This window comes from Microvirga medicaginis (assembly GCF_052658925.1).
Genome location: NZ_JBQWEL010000003.1, coordinates 199920 through 218464 on the forward strand (window position 1 = coordinate 199920; position 18545 = coordinate 218464).

The 18545-nt window shown below is 62.8% G+C and carries 13 protein-coding genes; 9 read left to right on the plus strand and 4 right to left on the minus strand.

What is annotated here, in order from left to right; genetic code table 11:
- Position 1: 1 nt before the first annotated feature.
- Positions 2-505, minus strand: coding sequence for a peptide-methionine (R)-S-oxide reductase MsrB (gene msrB / locus ACUXUR_RS06100; RefSeq protein WP_445501457.1), 504 nt, complete (start codon positions 503-505; stop codon positions 2-4).
- A 274-nt stretch (positions 506-779) separates the two neighbouring features.
- Here msrB and ileS point away from each other — a divergent pair, with 274 nt between their 5' ends.
- From ileS to mutL, 7 genes are all read left to right on the plus strand, one after another.
- Entirely contained in the window at positions 780-3785 is a 3006-nt protein-coding gene (ileS, locus tag ACUXUR_RS06105) for an isoleucine--tRNA ligase (protein WP_445501458.1), read from the plus strand.
- A gap of 137 nt (positions 3786-3922) precedes the next feature.
- Positions 3923-4399: a signal peptidase II gene (gene lspA / locus ACUXUR_RS06110; RefSeq protein WP_445501658.1), complete on the plus strand. Its 477-nt coding sequence runs from the start codon at positions 3923-3925 to the stop codon at positions 4397-4399.
- Between the two features lie 88 nt (positions 4400-4487).
- The gene (locus tag ACUXUR_RS06115; protein ID WP_445501459.1) at positions 4488-5126 is read left to right on the plus strand and encodes a hypothetical protein; all 639 of its coding nucleotides are present in this window, start codon (positions 4488-4490) and stop codon (positions 5124-5126) included.
- 218 nt (positions 5127-5344) lie between these two features.
- Positions 5345-6676: a M16 family metallopeptidase gene (locus ACUXUR_RS06120; RefSeq protein ID WP_445501460.1), complete on the plus strand. Its 1332-nt coding sequence runs from the start codon at positions 5345-5347 to the stop codon at positions 6674-6676.
- Between the two features lie 26 nt (positions 6677-6702).
- A complete protein-coding gene (locus ACUXUR_RS06125) occupies positions 6703-7980 on the plus strand; it encodes a M16 family metallopeptidase (protein ID WP_445501461.1) in 1278 nt (425 codons plus the stop codon).
- A 146-nt stretch (positions 7981-8126) separates the two neighbouring features.
- The gene (locus ACUXUR_RS06130) at positions 8127-9443 is read left to right on the plus strand and encodes a glucose-6-phosphate isomerase (RefSeq protein ID WP_445501462.1); all 1317 of its coding nucleotides are present in this window, start codon (positions 8127-8129) and stop codon (positions 9441-9443) included.
- A 220-nt stretch (positions 9444-9663) separates the two neighbouring features.
- Positions 9664-11514, plus strand: coding sequence for a DNA mismatch repair endonuclease MutL (mutL, locus tag ACUXUR_RS06135; RefSeq protein ID WP_445501463.1), 1851 nt, complete (start codon positions 9664-9666; stop codon positions 11512-11514).
- A 1185-nt stretch (positions 11515-12699) separates the two neighbouring features.
- Here the strand turns inward: mutL and ACUXUR_RS06140 are convergent.
- Positions 12700-13098: a PilZ domain-containing protein gene (locus ACUXUR_RS06140; RefSeq protein ID WP_445501464.1), complete on the minus strand. Its 399-nt coding sequence runs from the start codon at positions 13096-13098 to the stop codon at positions 12700-12702.
- A 179-nt stretch (positions 13099-13277) separates the two neighbouring features.
- On the opposite strand from ACUXUR_RS06140, the gene ACUXUR_RS06145 reads away from it, so the two are divergent.
- Entirely contained in the window at positions 13278-13679 is a 402-nt protein-coding gene (locus tag ACUXUR_RS06145) for an OsmC family protein (protein WP_445501659.1), read from the plus strand.
- A gap of 1 nt (position 13680) precedes the next feature.
- On the opposite strand, the gene mgrA is transcribed toward ACUXUR_RS06145, so the two are convergent.
- A complete protein-coding gene (gene mgrA / locus ACUXUR_RS06150) occupies positions 13681-14730 on the minus strand; it encodes an L-glyceraldehyde 3-phosphate reductase (RefSeq protein ID WP_445501465.1) in 1050 nt (349 codons plus the stop codon).
- Positions 14731-14908: 178 nt separating this feature from the next.
- Here mgrA and ACUXUR_RS06155 point away from each other — a divergent pair, with 178 nt between their 5' ends.
- Complete coding sequence (locus tag ACUXUR_RS06155; protein WP_445501466.1) at positions 14909-17413, plus strand: glucose/quinate/shikimate family membrane-bound PQQ-dependent dehydrogenase; 2505 nt, start codon at positions 14909-14911, stop codon at positions 17411-17413.
- Between the two features lie 11 nt (positions 17414-17424).
- On the opposite strand, the gene ACUXUR_RS06160 is transcribed toward ACUXUR_RS06155, so the two are convergent.
- Positions 17425-18465, minus strand: coding sequence for a zinc-dependent alcohol dehydrogenase family protein (locus ACUXUR_RS06160; RefSeq protein ID WP_445501467.1), 1041 nt, complete (start codon positions 18463-18465; stop codon positions 17425-17427).
- Between the last annotated feature and the right edge of the window lie 80 nt (positions 18466-18545).

Here is an 18545-nt window from a genome sequence, read left to right on the forward strand (position 1 = left end):
TCTAGCCCAGCACTTCGCCCTCGGGCGCGCCCCGGCCCAGCTCGTCCGGCAGCGGATCGCCCTCGGCCACGAAGCGTAAGGAGACCGAGTTCATGCAGTAGCGCTCGCCGGTCGGGGGAGGGCCGTCCGGGAACACGTGGCCGAGATGGCCTTCGCAGCGGGCGCAGCGGATCTCCGTGCGGGTCATGCCGTAGCTCGTGTCCCGCACGAAGGCGATATGGTCGCGGTCGATGGGATCGAAGAAGCTCGGCCAGCCCGTGCCGGATTCGAACTTGGTGCCCGACTTGAAGAGGGGCAGGCCGCAGAGGCGGCAGCAATAGGTGCCTTTTTCCTTGGCCTCGTTGAAGATGCCGCAGAAGGGCCGTTCCGTGCCGTGCTCCAGGAGGACGCGGCGCTCCTCGTCGTCGAGATTGTCCACGAGCAGGCGGTGCTGTTCAGGAGAGGGGGGCGTCAGGTCGAAGCCGGCTCGGGAGCGCTTGCCTTGGGTGGTGGTCATGTCTGCCATGGGTCGGTCCTAACCTTCTGGGCGGAGTCGGTTCTGGTCCCATACATAGGGAGCGGTTGTCTAAATCACCACGCTTTATTATCCAGCACGGCACTGCTAAAAGGCTCCCATGCCCATGGTTTTTCAGGCTCACCTCACGGCGCGCATCAGCGCTGCGCGAATTATCGGCCCGGCCCTCGCGTAACCCGCGAAGGTCCGGGATATTAGCCGTTCGCCTTAAAACATAGCCTGATTGAGCCCCAGGATCGGGGGCCGCTTGGATCGATTGACCGTCATGACCGATAAGCCCGAGAGCGCCGCGCGCGACTATTCTGAAACCCTGTTCCTGCCGCAGACTGAGTTCCCCATGCGGGCGGGACTGCCCCAGCGCGAGCCGCTCTTCCTGGAACGCTGGAACGAGATGAAGCTCTATGAGCGCCTGCGCGAAGCCCAGAAGGGCCGCCCGCGCTTCGTGCTGCACGACGGTCCTCCCTATGCCAACGGCAACATCCATATCGGTCACGCTCTCAACAAGATCCTCAAGGACCTGATCGTCCGCTCTCAAGGAATGCTGGGCTTCGATTCCAACTACGTGCCGGGCTGGGACTGCCATGGCCTTCCCATCGAGTGGAAGATCGAGGAGGAGTACCGCGCCAAGGGCAAGAACAAGGACGAGGTTCCGATCATCGAGTTCCGTCGCGAGTGCCGCGCCTTTGCCGAGAAGTGGATCGACGTGCAGCGCGAGGAGTTCAAGCGCCTCGGTGTCGGAGGCGACTGGTCGAACCCATATCTGACCATGTCCTATGATGCGGAAGCGCAGATCGCCCGCGAGATCATCAAGTTCGCGACGAGCGACCAGCTCTATCGCGGCTCGAAGCCGGTCATGTGGTCCTCTGTCGAGAGGACCGCGCTCGCTGAAGCCGAGGTCGAATATCACGAAAAGACCTCCACCACGATCTGGGTGAAGTTCAGGATCACCAACACGCTCGACGGCGATCTCGAAGGCGCTTCGGTGGTGATCTGGACGACGACTCCCTGGACGATTCCGGCGAACCGCGCCATCGCTTTCGGCTCCGACATCGCTTACGGCCTCTACAAGGTCACGGAAGCTGCCGACGACAATTGGGCGAAGGTGGGTGATCGTCTCGTCCTCGCCGACAAGCTCGCGGCTGATGTGTTCGCCGCTGCGCGCGTCGCCGGTTACGAGCGTGTGAAGGACGTGCTGCCGGTGATGATCGAGCGTTGCGCGCATCCGTTCCGCGGCCTTGAGGGCGCGAACGGCTACTGGGATTACCCGGTGCCGATGCTGCCTGCCGATTACGTCACCGACGATGCCGGTACGGGCTTCGTGCACACTGCGCCCGGCCACGGCGCGGACGACTACAACACCTACGTGAAGCATCGCGACGTGTTCGCCGCCTGCGGCACGAAAGAGGTGCCGCACACGGTGGCGCCGGATTCCTCCTATTTTCCCAATATCCCGTTCTTCGCGGGCGAGCGCATCTATGACGACAAGGGCAAGGATGCGGGCGCGAACGACGCGGTGATCAGGAAGCTCGTGGAAGCAGGCGCGTTGATCGCGCGTGGTCGCCTGAAGCACCAGTATCCGCATTCTTGGCGCTCGAAAGGTCCGCTCATCTTCCGCAACACACCGCAATGGTTCATCGCGATGGACAAGCCGCTCGATGACAAGGGCGACACGCTCCGTCAGCGTGCACTGCGCGGCATCGAGAGCGTGCAATGGGTGCCGGAATCCGGCGAGAACCGCATCAACGGCATGATCGCCAACCGCCCCGACTGGGTGGTCTCGCGTCAGCGCGCCTGGGGTGTACCGATCGCGGTCTTCGTGAAGAAGGGCACCAACGAGATCCTCAAGGACGAACGCGTTAATGAAGCGATTGCACTGGCCTTTGAGCAAGAAGGCGCCGATGCATGGTATGCCGACGAGAAGGGTGAGCGTTTCTTGGGGGCCATGGGGGCCGCTGAGGGTGAGTACGATCTTGTAAAGGCTGTTACTTATGCCCGTCTGGCAGGCCTTGCCGAGCAGTACGAGAAGGTGAACGACATTCTCGACGTGTGGTTCGACTCCGGCTGCACCCATGCCTTCGCGCTGGAGAAGCGTGCGGATCTGCAGGTTCGCCGCAAGGTCGATGGCGGTCCCGATCAGGTCATGTATCTCGAGGGCTCGGATCAGCATCGCGGCTGGTTCCACTCGTCGCTGCTCGAGAGCTGCGGCACGCGCGGCCGCGCACCTTACGACATCGTCGTCACGCACGGCTTCACGCTCGACGAGCAGGGCCGCAAGATGTCGAAGTCGCTCGGCAACACGGTCGCGCCGCAGGCCGTCATCAAGGAATACGGCGCGGACATCCTGCGTCTCTGGACGGCCTCGGTCGATTACTGGGACGATCAGCGCATCGGTCCCGAGATCATCAAGACGACTGCTGAAACCTACCGCAAGCTGCGCAACACGATCCGCTGGATGCTGGGCTCGCTCGCGCATTTCCGCGAGACGGACAGGGTCGAGTTCAGCGCGATGCCGGAGCTGGAGCGCTTCGTGCTGCATCGCCTCGTCGAACTCGATGGCGAAATGCGCGAAGCCTATGCGAGCTACGACTTCAAGCGTGTGGTCGCGCTCCTGAACTCGTTCATGACCACGGATCTGTCGGCGTTCTATTTCGACATCCGCAAGGACACGCTCTACTGCGATCCGATCTCGAGCGTCGCACGCAAGAGCGCGCTCACCGTGATCGACCAGACCTTCCGCTGCGTGGTGACCTGGATCGCGCCGATCCTCTCCTTCACGGCGGAGGAGGCGTGGCTCGCGCGCTTCCCGAATGCCGAGTCGGTGCATCTCGAAACCTTCCCGCAGGTTCCGGCGGAATGGCGCAACGACGCGCTGGCCGAGCGCTGGGCGAAGGTGCGCCGCGTGCGCCGCGTCGTCACCGGCGCGCTGGAGATCGAGCGTGCGCAGAAGCGCATCGGCGCGAGCCTTGAGGCCGCTCCCGTGGTCCACATTGCCGACGAGGGACTTTTCCAGGCCGTCCAGGGCCTCGACATGGCCGAGATCTGCATCACCTCCGCCATTCAGGTGATGCAGGGCGAAGGTCCCGCGGACGCCTTCCGTCTCGAAGATGTGAAGGGCGTCGCCGTGGTGCCTGATCTCGCCAAGGGCCGCAAGTGCGCCCGCTCCTGGAAGGTCACGCCGGACGTCGGCAGCGATCCGGAATATCCGGATGTGACGCCGCGCGATGCGGCGGCCCTGCGCGAGTGGGATCGGCTGAAGGCGGCTGCGGAATGATCAAGGGCGAAGGCTCCCAGGCGTCGACCTCCGGCGCGAGTGCCTCCGAAGCCGGCCCGCAGCGCCCCCGCGCCGCGGGCAAGCCACGCTCGCCCAAGGGCGGGGCTAAGGGCCGAGCCGCTCAGACCCGTCTCTCGATGGCCGCGATCCTCGGGTTCTCGGCCGCGCTGATCACCCTGATTCTCGATCAGGCCACGAAGCTCTACACTCTGTTCGTCTACGATCTGCCATTGAAGGAGCCGGTGGAATTCGCACCCTTCATCAACCTGATCGTGGTCTGGAACCGGGGCATCTCCTACGGCCTCTTCCAGCAGGACGGCGACATGGGCCGCTGGATCCTGATCGTCGTCTCGATTCTCGCATCCATCGGTCTGTCCCTCTGGATTCGCAAAACCAAGGCCAGACTCCTGGCCGTTTCCCTCGGGCTTATCGTGGGCGGAGCTATCGGAAACGTGATCGATCGGCTGGCCTATGGTGCCGTGTTCGATTTCATCCAATTCCAGATCGGCGACTGGTCGTGGTACGTGTTCAACGTTGCGGATGCGGCCATCGTTGCCGGGGTGATCGGATTGCTTTATGACTCCTTCGTCCTGGAACCGAGGCGAGGGCGATAGCCCTAAAGCGTCTGACAAGCTGCCTTATGTTCGCCCCAAAGAGCGATCAGGCGTTCCAGGCATAAAGAGAAACAATGGTGGGTGTGCCATGAAGGGAATGAAAGTCTTTGGCCTCGTGGGCGCTTTGGCGCTTGCGGTCGCCGCATCCTCGGCCTCGGCGCAGGAAGGCGAGGCTGTGAAGAGCCTGCTGGGCAGCATCGGCATCATCCCCAAGGAAAAAGCGCCAATCATCTATAACGAGCGCGCACCTCTCGTGCTGCCGCCGAAGATGGATCTGCCGCCTCCGGCCCCCTCCAATGGCGCCGAGGCGAACGCCAGCTGGCCCAAGGATCCCGACGTGGCGGCCCGCCGCAAGGCAGCCGTCGAGGCCAAGACGCCTTACACGGACACTGAGCTGTACAAGCTCAGCAAGGGCGGTCAGCTCTCCATCGACGAGATCCGTGCTGGCCGCAACCCGAATAACCGCATTACCAGCCCGCAGCAGCGGGTTGACAGGCAGGCTGATGACCCCCGCATGACGCCGGACGAGCTACGTGCTTTCTCTCAGGAAAAGAAGGCCGAGCTTCAGGGTGATGGTCTGGAGCGCCGCTATCTGAGCGATCCTCCGCAGAATCTTCTGAAGGCTGCTGGGGGTGCGCCTCTCAAGGCTTCCGCGGATCCGATCCCGACGGGCGATCCCGACAGTCCGTCGGCGTTCATCGAGCAGGAGCGGCGTAGGCGGCAATAAGCTGTTGCCAATTATCCTTTTTCTTCAGGCGAACGGGCACCCCCGCTTCGCCTGAAGACGTTCTAGGGGCCTTGCAAAGCCAAGCCTGTTGAAGCCTTAGGGCGCTAACCATGTCGCACCTCGAAGGCATCCTGCCTCGCTTGCTTGCTTCCCCGATTGGACTATTCCCGTAGGGATTAGCCTACGAAACGATTTGATGCCTTTAAGGTTGAACCGATATGAAGACTGCCTCCAAGCCCATCCTCAGAGCCGACGCCTCGTCCTTCGGGCGCACGGAAGGCAGCGGCCCTAATCTCTCCTCCTTCACTCTCGACAACGGTCTCGATGTCGTGGTGATCCCGGATCATCGCGCCCCCGTCGTCACGCACATGGTGTGGTATCGCAACGGTTCGGCCGATGATCCGATCGGCCAATCGGGCATTGCGCACTTCCTCGAACACCTGATGTTCAAGGGCACCGAGAAGCATCCCGCAGGCGAGTTCTCGAAAGTGGTCTCGGGCCTCGGCGGCCAGGAGAATGCCTTCACCTCCTTCGACTACACGGCTTACTTCCAGCGCGTGGCGCGCGAGAACCTGAAGGTCATGATGGAGTTCGAGTCGGACCGCATGATCAATCTGCTGCTGGAAGAGTCGGTGATTGGTCCTGAGCGCGACGTCGTTCTCGAAGAGCGCCGCATGCGCGTGGAGACCGATCCTTCCGCTCAGCTCTCGGAAGCTATGGCGGCTGCGCTCTTCGTGCATCATCCATACGGCATTCCGATCATCGGCTGGATGCACGAGATCGAGACGCTCAATCGCGAGCACGCTCTCGATTACTATAAGCGTTTCTATACCCCGGAGAACGGCATTCTGGTCGTGGCCGGCGATGTGACCGCCGACGAAGTGCGCCGCCTGGCGGACACCACCTATGGCCGCATCGAGCCGCAGGGCAAGCGCCCTGTGCGCGTGCGTCCGCGCGAGCCCGAGCCTGTGGCCGCGCGCCACATCACCGTCGCCGATCCGAAGGTCGAGCAGCCGACCCTGCAGCGGCTCTATCTCGTTCCCTCTTGCCGCACGGCCTCGCATCGCGATTGTTATGCGCTCGAATTGCTTGCCGAGGTGATCGGTGGTGGTCCGACTTCCTATCTTTACCGCAAGCTCGTGATGGAGCGTGGCATCGCCGTGAATGCGGGCGCGTGGTACATGTCCTCCGCCATGGAAGACACGCGCTTCTGTGTCTATGCGGTTCCGGCCGAGGGTGTTTCGCTTTCTGCGCTCGAAGAGGCGGTGGATCAGGTGCTTAAGACCATCCCGGCCGAGGCGCTGGACTCCGACTCCATCGAGCGCGCCAAGACGCGCCTCGTGGCCGAGACGATCTACTCCACCGACAGCCAGTCGTCGCTTGCACGCATCTATGGCTCCGCTCTCGCCATCGGTGAGACGATCGAGGATGTGCGCCGCTGGCCGGTGGAAATCGAGACCGTGCTCAAGGAGGATCTCGCCTCCGCTGCCGAGCGCTATCTCGTCGCCCGTCGTTCCGTGACGGGTTATCTGCAGAAGTCGGCGTCTTGACCGCCTGCACAAGACTTGAGGTAAAGATGACCGCTTCCATTGAAACCATGTCCTCGTCCCCCACCAATGTGAAGGCGCTGACCTCCGCAGGCGGTGTCGAGGCGTGGCATGTTGAATCCGATGTGGTGCCGCTGATCGCGGTCTCCTTCATTTTCGACGGCGGATCGGCGCATGATCCTGAACCCAAGCCGGGTGTCGCGCAGATGCTGGCGCGTCTGCTTGACGAGGGTGCGGGCGAGTACGATTCCGACGCCTTCCAGGAGCGCCTGGCTGCGCGTGCCATCGAACTGTCATTCAACGCAGGCAATGACGCCATCGGCGGCTCGCTGAAGACGCTCGTGAAGCATGCGGATGAGGCCTTCGAGCTGCTGCGTATTGCACTCGCCGAGCCGCGCTTCGATCAAGACGCCATCGAGCGCGTGCGTGCGCAGACCATCGCGGGCCTGCGCTATCAGCAGAACGATCCGGGCGTCATGGCCACGCGCCGCTTCTTCGAGGAAGGCTTTGCAGGTCATCCTTACGGCCGCCCGACCTCCGGCACGCCGGAGAGCGTTGCCGCCATCACGCGCGACGATCTCGTTGCCATGCACCGTGTCATGATCGCGCGCGGTCGCGTGAAGATTGCCGTTGTCGGCGCCATTTCCCCCGACAATCTGTCGATCCTTCTCGACAGGGTCTTCGGCTCATTGCCCGAGGCGAAGCCGCTCTCCGTGATCGAGCCTGCATCGCTGCAGAAGATCGGCTCGCGCATCGTTGTCGATCTCGACGTTCCGCAATCCGTGATCCGCTTCGGCACACCGGGCATCGCATGGCGCGATCCCGGCTTCATCCCGGCCTATGTGCTCAACCACATTTTCGGCGGTGGCTCCTTCACGTCGCGCCTGTTCCAGGAAGTGCGTGAGAAGCGTGGTCTTGCCTATAGCGTCGGCACTTCTCTCGTGAGCTACCGCGCGGCGGCCATGACCTGGGGCTACACCGCCACCAAGAACGAGCGCGTGGTCGAAGCCTTGGACGTGATCGCCGGCGAGATGGCGCGCCTTAAGGAAGATGGCCCCTCCGACGAAGAGCTGCAGAAGGCGAAGGATTACCTTATCGGCTCCTATGCTTTGGGCTTCGATACCTCGACGAAGATTGCCCATACTCTGGCGCAGATCGCCTTCGAGGGTCTCGGCATCGACTATATCGGTCGTCGCAACGCGCTGGTCGCCGCCGTGACACAGGCCGATATCCGCAAGGCCGCGGAACGTATCTTTGGCGATGGCAAGATGCTGACCGTTATCGCGGGGCGGCCAACGGGACTGTAACAAAGATCTCATTTCGAACGATCGGGGAGCCTGCGGGCTCCCTTCTCGTATCTAGACCGAAGAGCCGGCCGGCCTCGGTCCCCTAGCCGTCGTCCCATCTCTGCCCTAAAGTTTCGCTTCCTTAGCGAACGAGTCGGAGTATCCGCATGGCCCTGCAACAATCGATTGATCTTGCCTTGGAAACCGGCATCGGGGAGGGCGGTCTTTCGCAGGCGGGGTTCGAGGCAGCGCTTGAGGCTGTGAGCAAGGCCATGGAGCGCCTGTCGGATGATGATCCGTCAGGCCGCCTGCCGCTGCTGCACATGCCACGTGCGACCGACGATCTCGCCGCTGTGCGCGAGGCGGCTTCCTGGCTGCGCCGGGATGCGACGGATGTGGTGTTCCTCGGCACCGGCGGCTCGAGCTTGGGCGGGCAGACCCTGGCCCAACTGAAGGATTTTGCCGTGCCCGGCGCCGGTCGCTTTACCGAGAGCCCCCGGGTCCACTTCCTCGACAATCTCGACCCCATCACCTTCGATCACGTGCTGCACAAATTGCCGCTGTCGTCCACGCGCTTCGTGTCGATCTCGAAGTCCGGCGGCACGGGCGAGACCCTGATGCAGACGATTGCGGTGCTCTCCGCCCTTGACAAGGCCGGCCTGAAGGCGATGCCGAAGGACATGTTCCTCGGCCTGTCCGAACCGCGCAAGGACGGCGGCAGGAACGCCCTGCGCGATCTCCTGGAGCCCGAGGGCGTGCGTTTCCTGGAACACCATACGGACATTGGCGGACGCTATTCCGTGCTGACCAATGTGGGCCTTCTTCCCGCCGCCGTGCTCGGCCTCGATATCGCGGCCATCCGTCAGGGCGCGGCCGAGGCCTATGAGCCGTTCCGCAATGGCAGTGCCGTCAAGGACGCGCCTGCGGCTCTCGGGGCTGCGCTCAATGTGGCGGCGGCCCGCGAGGGTAAGGGCATTGCCGTCACCATGGCCTATGCGGATCGTCTCGAACGCTTCACACGCTGGTGGGTGCAGCTCTGGGCCGAGAGCATCGGCAAGGACGGCAACGGCACGCAGCCGGTGGCCGCCATCGGCCCGGTCGACCAGCACAGTCAGCTTCAGCTCTATCTCGCAGGCCCCAACGACAAGCTCTTCACCGTCATGACCACGGGCGTGGCAGGGCAGGGGCCGCTCATGGACGAGAAGCTCGCCAAGCGCGCGGGCGAGCCAGGCTTCGGCGGCAAGCGGATCGGCGATCTCGTGGCGGCCCAGGGCCGGGCGACGGCCGATACGCTGGCCAAAAACAGCCGCCCGACCCGGCGCATCCATATCGAGCAGCTCGACGAACGCGCCGTGGGCGAGCTGCTCATGCATTTCATGCTGGAGACCATCCTCACCGGCTATGCGCTGGGCGTCGATCCGTTCGATCAGCCCGCCGTGGAAGAGGGCAAGATCCTCGCCAAGCAGTATCTGGCGCAGGGTTGAGGACACTCACTCCCGTCATCCCCGGACTTGTTCCGGGGATCCACGTCTTGTTCGCGCCGAGGTTCCCAAGACGTGGATGGCCGCAACAAGTGCGGCCATGACGAAGAGTGCCATGTTTCCATTCTATGAATGGGCAGGGGAATAACGTCGCGGCTGCTGGCATCCGCGGCGCTCAATCCCTATCTTCTCTCTTTACGAATCCCTTGTGCAGAAGCGCCTCATGCTCGTCCGCCGCCTCGATCCCATTCTCGTCGACCGCATTGCCGCAGGCGAGGTTGTCGAGCGTCCGGCGGCGGCCGTGAAGGAGCTTGTCGAGAACGCCGTCGATGCGGGCGCGAGCTCCATCGAGATCACGGTGGAAGCGGGCGGTCGCCGCCTGATCCGCATTGTCGACGACGGGCAGGGCATGACGCCGGAGGACCTGGAGCTCGCGGTCGAGCGCCACGCCACCTCCAAGCTGCCGGACGGCGATCTCTTCTCCATCAACACGCTAGGCTTTCGTGGCGAGGCTCTGCCCTCCATCGGCGCCGTCGCGCGCCTTTCCATCACCACCCGGACGGCGGATGCGGAAACCGGCTCCATGATCGTGGTGGAGGCCGGCGTGAAGCATCCCGTGCGGCCAGCCTCCGCGCCCAAGGGAACGCGCGTCGAGGTGACGGATCTGTTCGCGGCTACACCCGCGCGCTTGAAGTTCCTGAAGAGCGACCGCTCGGAGGCTCAGGCCGTGGCGGAGATCGTGAAGCGTCTCGCCATCGCGCATCCGACCGTACGTTTCACCCTGTCGGGCGAGCACATCACATCCTTCACCTATCCGCCGGAGGAGCCCGGCGAGCATGGCTTTCTGCGCCGTCTCTCACGTGTGCTCGGCTCCGACTTCAACGAGAACGCCATGTCGATCGGCGTCGAGCGCGAGGGCGTGCGGCTCACGGGTTTCGCGAGCCTGCCGACCTATCATCGCGGCACATCCACGTCGATCCATTTCGTGGTGAACGGACGCCCCGTGCGCGACAAGCTCCTGCTCGGGGCAGTGCGTGGTGCTTACGCCGATGTGATGGCATCCGACCGGCATCCGGTGCTTGCCATGATGGTCGAGCTCGATCCGCGCGCAGTGGATGTGAACGTGCATCCGGCGAAAACCGAAGTTCGCTTCCGCGATCCCGCTTTCGTGCGCGGCTTCGTGGTGGCGGCAATCAAGGAAGCGATCAATCGTTTCGGCACGCGCGCCTCCTCGACCGTCGGCACGCGCACGTTGGAAAGCCTGCGCCCTCAAGGGGCGCTGCCTTCACGGCCCACTTACGCGCATCGTTCTTCCTTCATCCGCCCGTCGAGCGGCTTCGCCAATTGGCAGGCTCCGCTCGATCCCGGTCCGCAGCCTTATGCGCCGGCATCCGGTTTGGCGGAGGCGCAGGCCACCCTGCCGGATCTCGCTGCGCCGTCCGCCGATAGTCGCGCGACGCTTCACGACTTCGAACCGGAAATGGAAGCGGCGCCGCTGGGGGCCGCACGCGCGCAGCTGCACGGCACCTATATCGTCGCGCAGACGCAGGACGGCATCGTCATCGTCGATCAGCACGCAGCTCATGAGCGTCTCGTCTATGAGCGGCTGAAGCGCGAGCGCGCCTCGTCCGGCATCGCGCGCCAATTGCTGCTGATCCCCGAGGTGGTCGATCTCGATCCGGTGGATGCCGATCGCGTACTTGCGGAGGCCTCGATGCTGGAGAGTCTCGGCCTCGTGGTCGAGCCTTTTGGTCATGGCGCGCTGCTCGTGCGCGAAGTGCCGTCTGCTCTGGCAGGAGGGCGCATCAAGGCGCTGGTGCAGGATGTGGCGGATGCACTGGCCGAGTGGGGGCAGGGAGCTGCCAATCCGCTGGAAGAGCGGCTCGATGCCGTGCTCTCGCGCATGTCCTGCCACGGCTCCATCCGTGCCGGTCGCCGCATGCGGCCGGAGGAGATGAATGCGCTGCTCCGTGAGATGGAGGCGACGCCCCTCTCCGGCCAGTGCAATCACGGCCGGCCCACTTACGTGGAGCTGAAGCTTACAGATATTGAGCGCCTGTTCGGACGGCGCTAAAGGCGAACCGGATCTACTTTTCGCCGACGCGGACCTTCGGGTCTGCACGATGCGCTAGCAAAAGAGATCCAGGTCGATGTCACAAGAAAGGCATTTCTTCTGCTCAATGTCGTAATAGGCCAGAGGGTCCTTCAGTTGTCGCCGGCACCCTCGGTCGTATGATTCGGGATAGGTGCAGACATAGGGGAGATTATCGCTGGCCTTGAAGCCGCTGGGTCTCAGCTTCCCTCCGACCCGCGTGCAATCGGATTGCCTTCTGATCGCTTGTTCTGCTCCGGATGACGGGGTTATGGGTCCAAGCTGCAAGATGCCGACGGCAGCGAAGACAAGCAGAAGTTTGCGAGAATAGGACATTGGCTCCCCCGAAATTCGGAAGAATGCAAGCACGGCAATATAGTTTCGTCAACGGCCTTGCCCTTCCGGTTCCAGCCTCGCACCGCCCGACCCATGCCTAAATCATCCTTGCGTCAGCAGCGCTCTCCTGGCGGATCTGCAGATTGTGGACCGCGTAGACAGCTTGAGGGTCTCAGGAAGATCCATCTGCTCCTTCACGGCGATCGCACGCCACCCCTCGAGATATCCACCCACATGCAGGAGATCTGGCTCCACTACGATCTTCGCGAGGTGCTGGGCGCGAAAGCACCGGCCGCTGCATGCGGACGGAGGAACCACGGTCGGCCCACTTACGTGGAACTGAAGCTCAGCAATATCGAGCGCTTGTGCGGGCGGCTATGAGAGATTTGACCGGAACTGGTGTCCGCTAAATCAGGATCTGGCAGGCAAAAGTGCCGACAAGGCCCATTCCCACCAAAAAGATGGGAAACCACTTGGGGCAGGAGGTTGGTTCTTCGGATTGCATCCTCTGTCGCTCACTCTTTCTCATCATCGTGGGGAGGATGAGCTCCAGTGCATCCGTGCAGCCCATCCCTGTTTGCCCCACGAGTAGGACCTAGACGCTTCAGATGACGCGGCGATGACAATTCGTGATTGGGCGCCCTGGCCGGGAGACGCTGTCCCACGGCCAGGGCGTATGCTGCATGTGAGAGATCACGGCAGCAATTCGATGGTATTATACGGACGTGCAGCGTCAACGAAGCTACGAGCTCGCGATGCCTCGTTGTTATTCGTGTCGTGAGCAAAGAGTAGGCGCCCCGCCGATTTGCTGCGCAAGCACCGGCAGATCCGTCATTTCATGACGTTCGAAGATGCTCTTATGCGGGCGGGTCCATCACGCGCTACTTCGACCAGCACTCTACCGGACTGGTCTTCCGAAAAGCTGCGGTGCACGAGGGATGACGTGTTCTCCGGTTGCTCTATGGAGGGGGTGAAGGATACACCGGCGATGCCTCCATGGCGCCAGCACAGATGCGCACGATGAACCTGAAGATCATGAGCTGCGATAAACAGATCGAAGTCTTCAGGCAGGAGAATGCCCTGCTTAAGTGATATCCTCGCGCCATTGATCGAGATGTCCTCGACCGTACATGAGATCATGGCATCTGGACCCAGCACGATCTTTGCAACATGCCGGGCGCGAAAACGTCTGGCGTGTCTGCGGTCATCGATATGGCTGCGAGAGCCCATGATCCCGATCCACTCGTTGCGGCAATGCCGTGCTTCGAGTTAATCCGATCTCCGTCGGTCTCCCAAACAATCTGGGTAGGTACTCAGAAATTGCCGCCGCTGCGGCGGTGGAGTTCGGCACTGGCGGAGCCTGAAAGATCAGGGCACATTCAAGCCGTGGGAGGTGTCCTGTGACAGAGATGACAGTCAGATTGCGCGGTATCCCAGGGACAAAAGCCTCTATCGGCTTGGCTGGCGTCCACTCCGTCGTTGTCGATCGTCCCGACGGAACGGCTGGCGGCCAGGGCCTCGGGTTCAATGGCGGTCAATTGCTGGGATTGGCGATAGGCGGATGCTTCTGCAACGATCTCCATTACGTCGCCCACGACATGGGCATCACGCTGACTGCTGTTGCCGTGGATGTGACCGTGAGATTCGACGGCAACCCGCTCCGCGCAACAGCCGCCGCTGTTGAGATTGCTATCGAGGCAGCCGAAGAAGATGCTGATCTGGAGGCTCTCATCCGGAAAGCGCAGGAAACCTCCACCGTGAGCAATTCCGTTTCTCGCGGCGTTCCTGTCACCGTCTCATCTCGCTTTTGATCTACTTCCCGCGTGAGGGCCCTTCGCGCTCGGCCGATGCCGCCCAGATATTGAGGCCGCCGTCCATGGCATGACGGTCGATCTCCGCCAGTTCCTCCGGCGTGAATGACGGGTTCTTCAGTGCCCCCACGCAGTCCACCACCTGCTCAGGGCGGCTTGCACCGATGAGGGCGGAGGTGACGCGTCCGCCGCGCAGCACCCAGGCGAGCGCCATTTGTGCGAGCGTTTGCCCGCGCCTTTGCGCGATGTCGTTGAGGCTGCGGATGCGAGAGAGATTGTCTTCGTTGAGGAAACTTGTTCGCAGCGACTTGCCTGCGGCGGCGCGGCTGCTTTCAGGAATGCCGTTCAGATACTTCGTCGTCAGCATGCCCTGTGCCAGCGGCGAGAACACGATGGAGCCCATGCCGAGATCATCCAACGTGTCGAGCAATCCATCTTCCTCGATCCAGCGATTGAGCATGGAATAACTCGGCTGATGGATGATGCAGGGCGTCTTGAGTTCGCGCAGGATGGAATAAGCCTCGCGGGTGCGCTTCCTGTTGTAGGAGGAGAGGCCCACATAGAGCGCCTTGCCCTGACGCACGGCGGAATCGAGCGCCATCATGGTTTCTTCCAGCGGCGTCTCGGGATCGAAGCGATGCGAGTAGAAGATGTCGACATAGTCGGCGCCTAAGCGCTTGAGGCTCTGGTCGAGGCTCGAGAGCAGATATTTGCGGCTGCCCCATTCGCCATAGGGCCCCGGCCACATGCGATAGCCCGCCTTGGTGGAGATCACGAGTTCGTCGCGCAAGCCATGAAATTCGCTGCGCAGGATCTCGCCGAAAAGCGTTTCCGCCGAGCCGGGCGGCGGGCCGTAGTTGTTGGCGAGGTCGAAATGCGTGATGCCCAGGTCAAAGGCCGTGCGGCAGATCTCCCGTGCGGTGGTCGCCGACTTGTCCTCGCCGAAATTGTGCCAAAGCCCCAGCGAGATCGCCGGCAGCTTCAAGCCGCTGCGCCCGCAGCGATTGTAGATCATCTCGTCATAGCGAGCGGCGGCGGGCTGATAGGCCATGGCTTCCTCCATGAATTCTTTGCGCGGCAGGCTGGCACAAAGAGCATAGCTGTGTCGAGAGCCGCTGGAATCCAGGTCTACGGCGAGCTGCGCTTTCGCAGAGGGTCTTCTGCCGCGGTGAACGATTCCTATGAGCCGGCGTTACCGGATTGCCCGATAAGCTTGTCGGAGGACCCTCATGAACAAGATGACGTGGAGCCCTGTTCTCCTCGGAACAGGCGTTCTCATCGCCCTGATGGGGTTGGCGTTGGGCGGCGGCGGGATCTGGCTGATCCTTCTCGGGGGCTCCTGGTACTATCTCCTCGCAGGCCTTGGGTTCCTCCTGACGGCGTATCTCCTGGTGACCGCAAGCCCCGCTGCCTTGTGGGTCTTTGCTCTCGTTGTCGCCGGCACGCTGATCTGGGCCCTGTGGGAGGTCGGCCTCGACTGGTGGCCGCTCGGCGCGCGGGGAGGTGTCGTCTTCCTGCTTGGTCTCTTCCTGCTCACGCCATGGGTGAGGCGTGCCTTGAGAGCAGGACCGACTGATGCTGCCGCTCGCGACGTCCCCACCCGCGTCTCTGCCTTTCGCGGCGCGGGCCTGCCCCTGAGTGCGATTCTTGGTCTGTCGCTCGTCGCTGCGGTTATCTCGTGGTTTACAGACTATCGCACGATTGAAGGCACTGCGCCCGAGACACGAGTGCAGGTTCCGCCCGATGCGCTTGGCGTTCCGCCTGGTGAATGGCACGCCTATGGCCGGACGGCTTATGGCCAGCGCTACTCGCCGCTGAACCAGATCACGCCGGCGAATGTCGGTAACCTGCAAGTTGCCTGGACCTATCGCACGGGCGATCTGCGCGGCCAGCCCGGCGATCCTGTCGAGACCACGTTCCAGGTCACGCCGTTGAAGATCGGCAACAGGCTTTTCCTATGCACCCCGCATCAGAACGTCATCGCGCTCGATGCCACGACCGGTCAGCAGATCTGGCGTTATGAGCCCCGGGTACGCGGCGAGCTCGCGCTCCAGCATCTCACCTGTCGCGGTGTGTCTTACTACCCCGGCCCCGGCGTCACCGCCGCTGCACCGGCTGCGCCCGCTGCTCCGCAAGTGGCGCAGGCTCAGCCCCAATCCCAGCCTGTTCCCGATCTTCCCGTGGCAGCAACGTCGAGTACTCAGGTCGCGCAGGATTGCACGGCGAAGCTGTTCATGCCCACCGCCGATGGGCGGTTGATCGCGATCAATCCTGAGAACGGCGCTGTCTGCGCGAGCTTCGGCGGCGGCACGGGACAGATCAATCTCTGGCGCAACATGCCGAATGTGAAACCCGGCGCCTATTATTCCACGTCGCCGCCCGTGGTGGCGCGAGGGCTCATCATCGTCGGAGGCACGGTTCTCGACAACGTGTCGACCAACGAACAATCCGGCGTCATCCGCGCCTTCGACGTGAATACCGGCGCGCTCGTTTGGAACTGGGATTCCGGCAATCCCGATGCCACCACGCCGATTGCGCCGAACGAGACCTATGTGCCGAACTCACCGAACAGCTGGTCCATCTCCAGCGTCGATGAAGAACTCGGTATGATCTATGTGCCGCTCGGCAACCAGCCGCCTGATCAATGGGGCGGCAACCGCAGCGCCAATGTGGACCGCTTTTCGTCATCCGTGGTCGCGCTCGACATCGCGACGGGGCAGCTGCGCTGGGTCTTCCAGACCGTGCATCACGACCTGTGGGATTATGATGTCCCCTCGCAGCCGAGCCTGATCAACCTGACGATCGGCGGGCAGAATGTTCCCGCGCTCGTGCAGCCGACGAAACAGGGCGAACTTTATGTCCTCGATCGACGCACGGGCCAGCCTGCGTTGCCCGTGACGGAGAAGCCCGCACCGCAAGGAGCAGCGCAGGGCGACAGAACAGCGCCGACGCAGCCTGTCTCGGCTCTGTCCTACGATCCGCCGCCGCTGAAGGAGAGCGACATGTGGGGTGCGACCTTGTTCGACCAGCTCGCCTGTCGCATCGCTTTCAAACAATTGCGCTACGAAGGCCGCTATACGCCGCCATCGCTGCAAGGAACATTGGTTTATCCCGGCAATTTCGGCGTGTTCAACTGGGGCAGCATTGCCGTCGATCCGCAACGCCAGATCGCGTTCACGACGCCGACATATCTCGCCTTCGTGTCGCAGCTCGTTCCGCGTCAGGACGACAAGACCTTGTATGTGCAGGGTAAGGAGCGGCCGAAGGGCAGCCTGCCGGCGCTCAATGAGAATTTCGGCGCGCCCTTCGCCGTCAAACTCTACGCCTTCACATCGCCGCTCGGCATTCCGTGTCAGGCGCCGCCTTGGGGCTATGTGGCGGCCGCCGATCTCACCAACGGCAATCTCATCTGGAAGCACAAGAACGGCACGACGCGGGACGCTTCGCCCGTTCCGCTGCCGCTTCCGCTCGGCGTGCCCAATCTCGGCGGGCCGATCATGACTGCAGGCGGCGTGGCGTTTCTCTCAGGCACCATCGACTATTACGTGCGTGCCTATGACGTCACGAACGGCAGGCAGTTGTGGGAAGACCGCCTGCCTGCAGGCGGACAGGCGACGCCCATGACCTATACCGGTGAGGACGGGCGTCAGTATCTGCTCGTCGTCGCCGGCGGTCACGGATCGCTCGGCACAAAGGCAGGCGATTACGTGATTGCCTATGCGCTGCCGAAATAGAGGTTACGCGATCAGAACTGCGTAATTACGCTGATGCCGAGCCCTTCGAACTTGTCCATGTTCATGAGAGCAGCAGGAGCCTCGTCGAGACTGATCCTTTTGCCGACGAGCTTTTGGGGGCTGAGCTTGCTCGTCTCGATCATGTTCATCATGGCCTGGTAGCGGAAAGCCTGCATGCCGTGACTGCCGAGAATTTCGAGCTCCCACCCGATCACGCGGTCCATCGGGATCTGCGGCCTTGAGTGGTCTCCCAGCATGAGTCCGATCTGAACGTGGCGTCCCCGGCGGCGCAGATTGGCAATCGAGTTGAAGCAGGTCGTCGGGTGGCCCAGCGCATCGATGGAGACATGCGCGCCGCCCTTCGTGATCTCGCGCACGGCCTCGACGACATTCGCGATTTCACGTGCATTGATCGTCGCCACGGCGCCCATCTGCCTTGCGAAATCGAGCTTCTCCTGCGTGAGATCGATGGCGACCACGTTCGCGCCCATGGCGGAGGCGATCATGATGGCCGACAATCCGACGCCGCCGCAGCCATGCACCGCCACCCAATCTCCCGGCCCCACGCGACCCTGATCGACGATGGCGCGGAAGGACGTGACAAAGCGGCAGCCGAGGCTCGCAGCCGTCTCGAAATCCAGATTTTCGGGTAGCGCCACGAGATTCGTGTCGGCGTAATCCACCGCCACGTATTCCGCGAAGGAGCCCCAGGCCGTAAAGCCCGGCTGGAACTGGTGTTCGCAGACCTGATGGTTGCCGGAATTGCATTCGAAGCAATGGCCGCATCCGCCGACGAACGGCACCGTGACGCGATCACCCTTCCTCCAGCGCGTCACCTGCTTGCCGGTGGCGAGAACCGTGCCCGCCAGTTCATGCCCCGGCACATGCGGCAGCACCACATCGGGATCGTGCCCCATCCATCCGTGCCAGTCGCTCCGGCACAACCCCGTCGCCTCCACCTTGATCACGACGCCTTCATCCGAGGGGGTCGGATCGGGCACGTTCTGCACACGGGGCGGCTGACCGAATTGCTCGAAGAGAACGGCTTTCATGGTGGGCCTTTCTTGCGTGAGGAGCGTGAAAGGGCGGTATAGCGGGTGGATAACGGTGGGGCAAATTCCGAAGGAATTGC

Bases quoted from the DNA above. Each gene is read 5' to 3' on its own strand.
- msrB (WP_445501457.1), bottom strand. From the start codon at position 505: ATGGCAGACATGACCACCACCCAAGGCAAGCGCTCCCGAGCCGGCTTC.
- ileS (WP_445501458.1), top strand. From the start codon at position 780: ATGACCGATAAGCCCGAGAGCGCCGCGCGCGACTATTCTGAAACCCTG.
- lspA (WP_445501658.1), top strand. From the start codon at position 3,923: ATGGCCGCGATCCTCGGGTTCTCGGCCGCGCTGATCACCCTGATTCTC.
- ACUXUR_RS06115 (WP_445501459.1), top strand. From the start codon at position 4,488: ATGAAGGGAATGAAAGTCTTTGGCCTCGTGGGCGCTTTGGCGCTTGCG.
- ACUXUR_RS06120 (WP_445501460.1), top strand. From the start codon at position 5,345: ATGAAGACTGCCTCCAAGCCCATCCTCAGAGCCGACGCCTCGTCCTTC.
- ACUXUR_RS06125 (WP_445501461.1), top strand. From the start codon at position 6,703: ATGACCGCTTCCATTGAAACCATGTCCTCGTCCCCCACCAATGTGAAG.
- ACUXUR_RS06130 (WP_445501462.1), top strand. From the start codon at position 8,127: ATGGCCCTGCAACAATCGATTGATCTTGCCTTGGAAACCGGCATCGGG.
- mutL (WP_445501463.1), top strand. From the start codon at position 9,664: ATGCTCGTCCGCCGCCTCGATCCCATTCTCGTCGACCGCATTGCCGCA.
- ACUXUR_RS06140 (WP_445501464.1), bottom strand. From the start codon at position 13,098: ATGGGCTCTCGCAGCCATATCGATGACCGCAGACACGCCAGACGTTTT.
- ACUXUR_RS06145 (WP_445501659.1), top strand. From the start codon at position 13,278: ATGACAGTCAGATTGCGCGGTATCCCAGGGACAAAAGCCTCTATCGGC.
- mgrA (WP_445501465.1), bottom strand. From the start codon at position 14,730: ATGGCCTATCAGCCCGCCGCCGCTCGCTATGACGAGATGATCTACAAT.
- ACUXUR_RS06155 (WP_445501466.1), top strand. From the start codon at position 14,909: ATGAACAAGATGACGTGGAGCCCTGTTCTCCTCGGAACAGGCGTTCTC.
- ACUXUR_RS06160 (WP_445501467.1), bottom strand. From the start codon at position 18,465: ATGAAAGCCGTTCTCTTCGAGCAATTCGGTCAGCCGCCCCGTGTGCAG.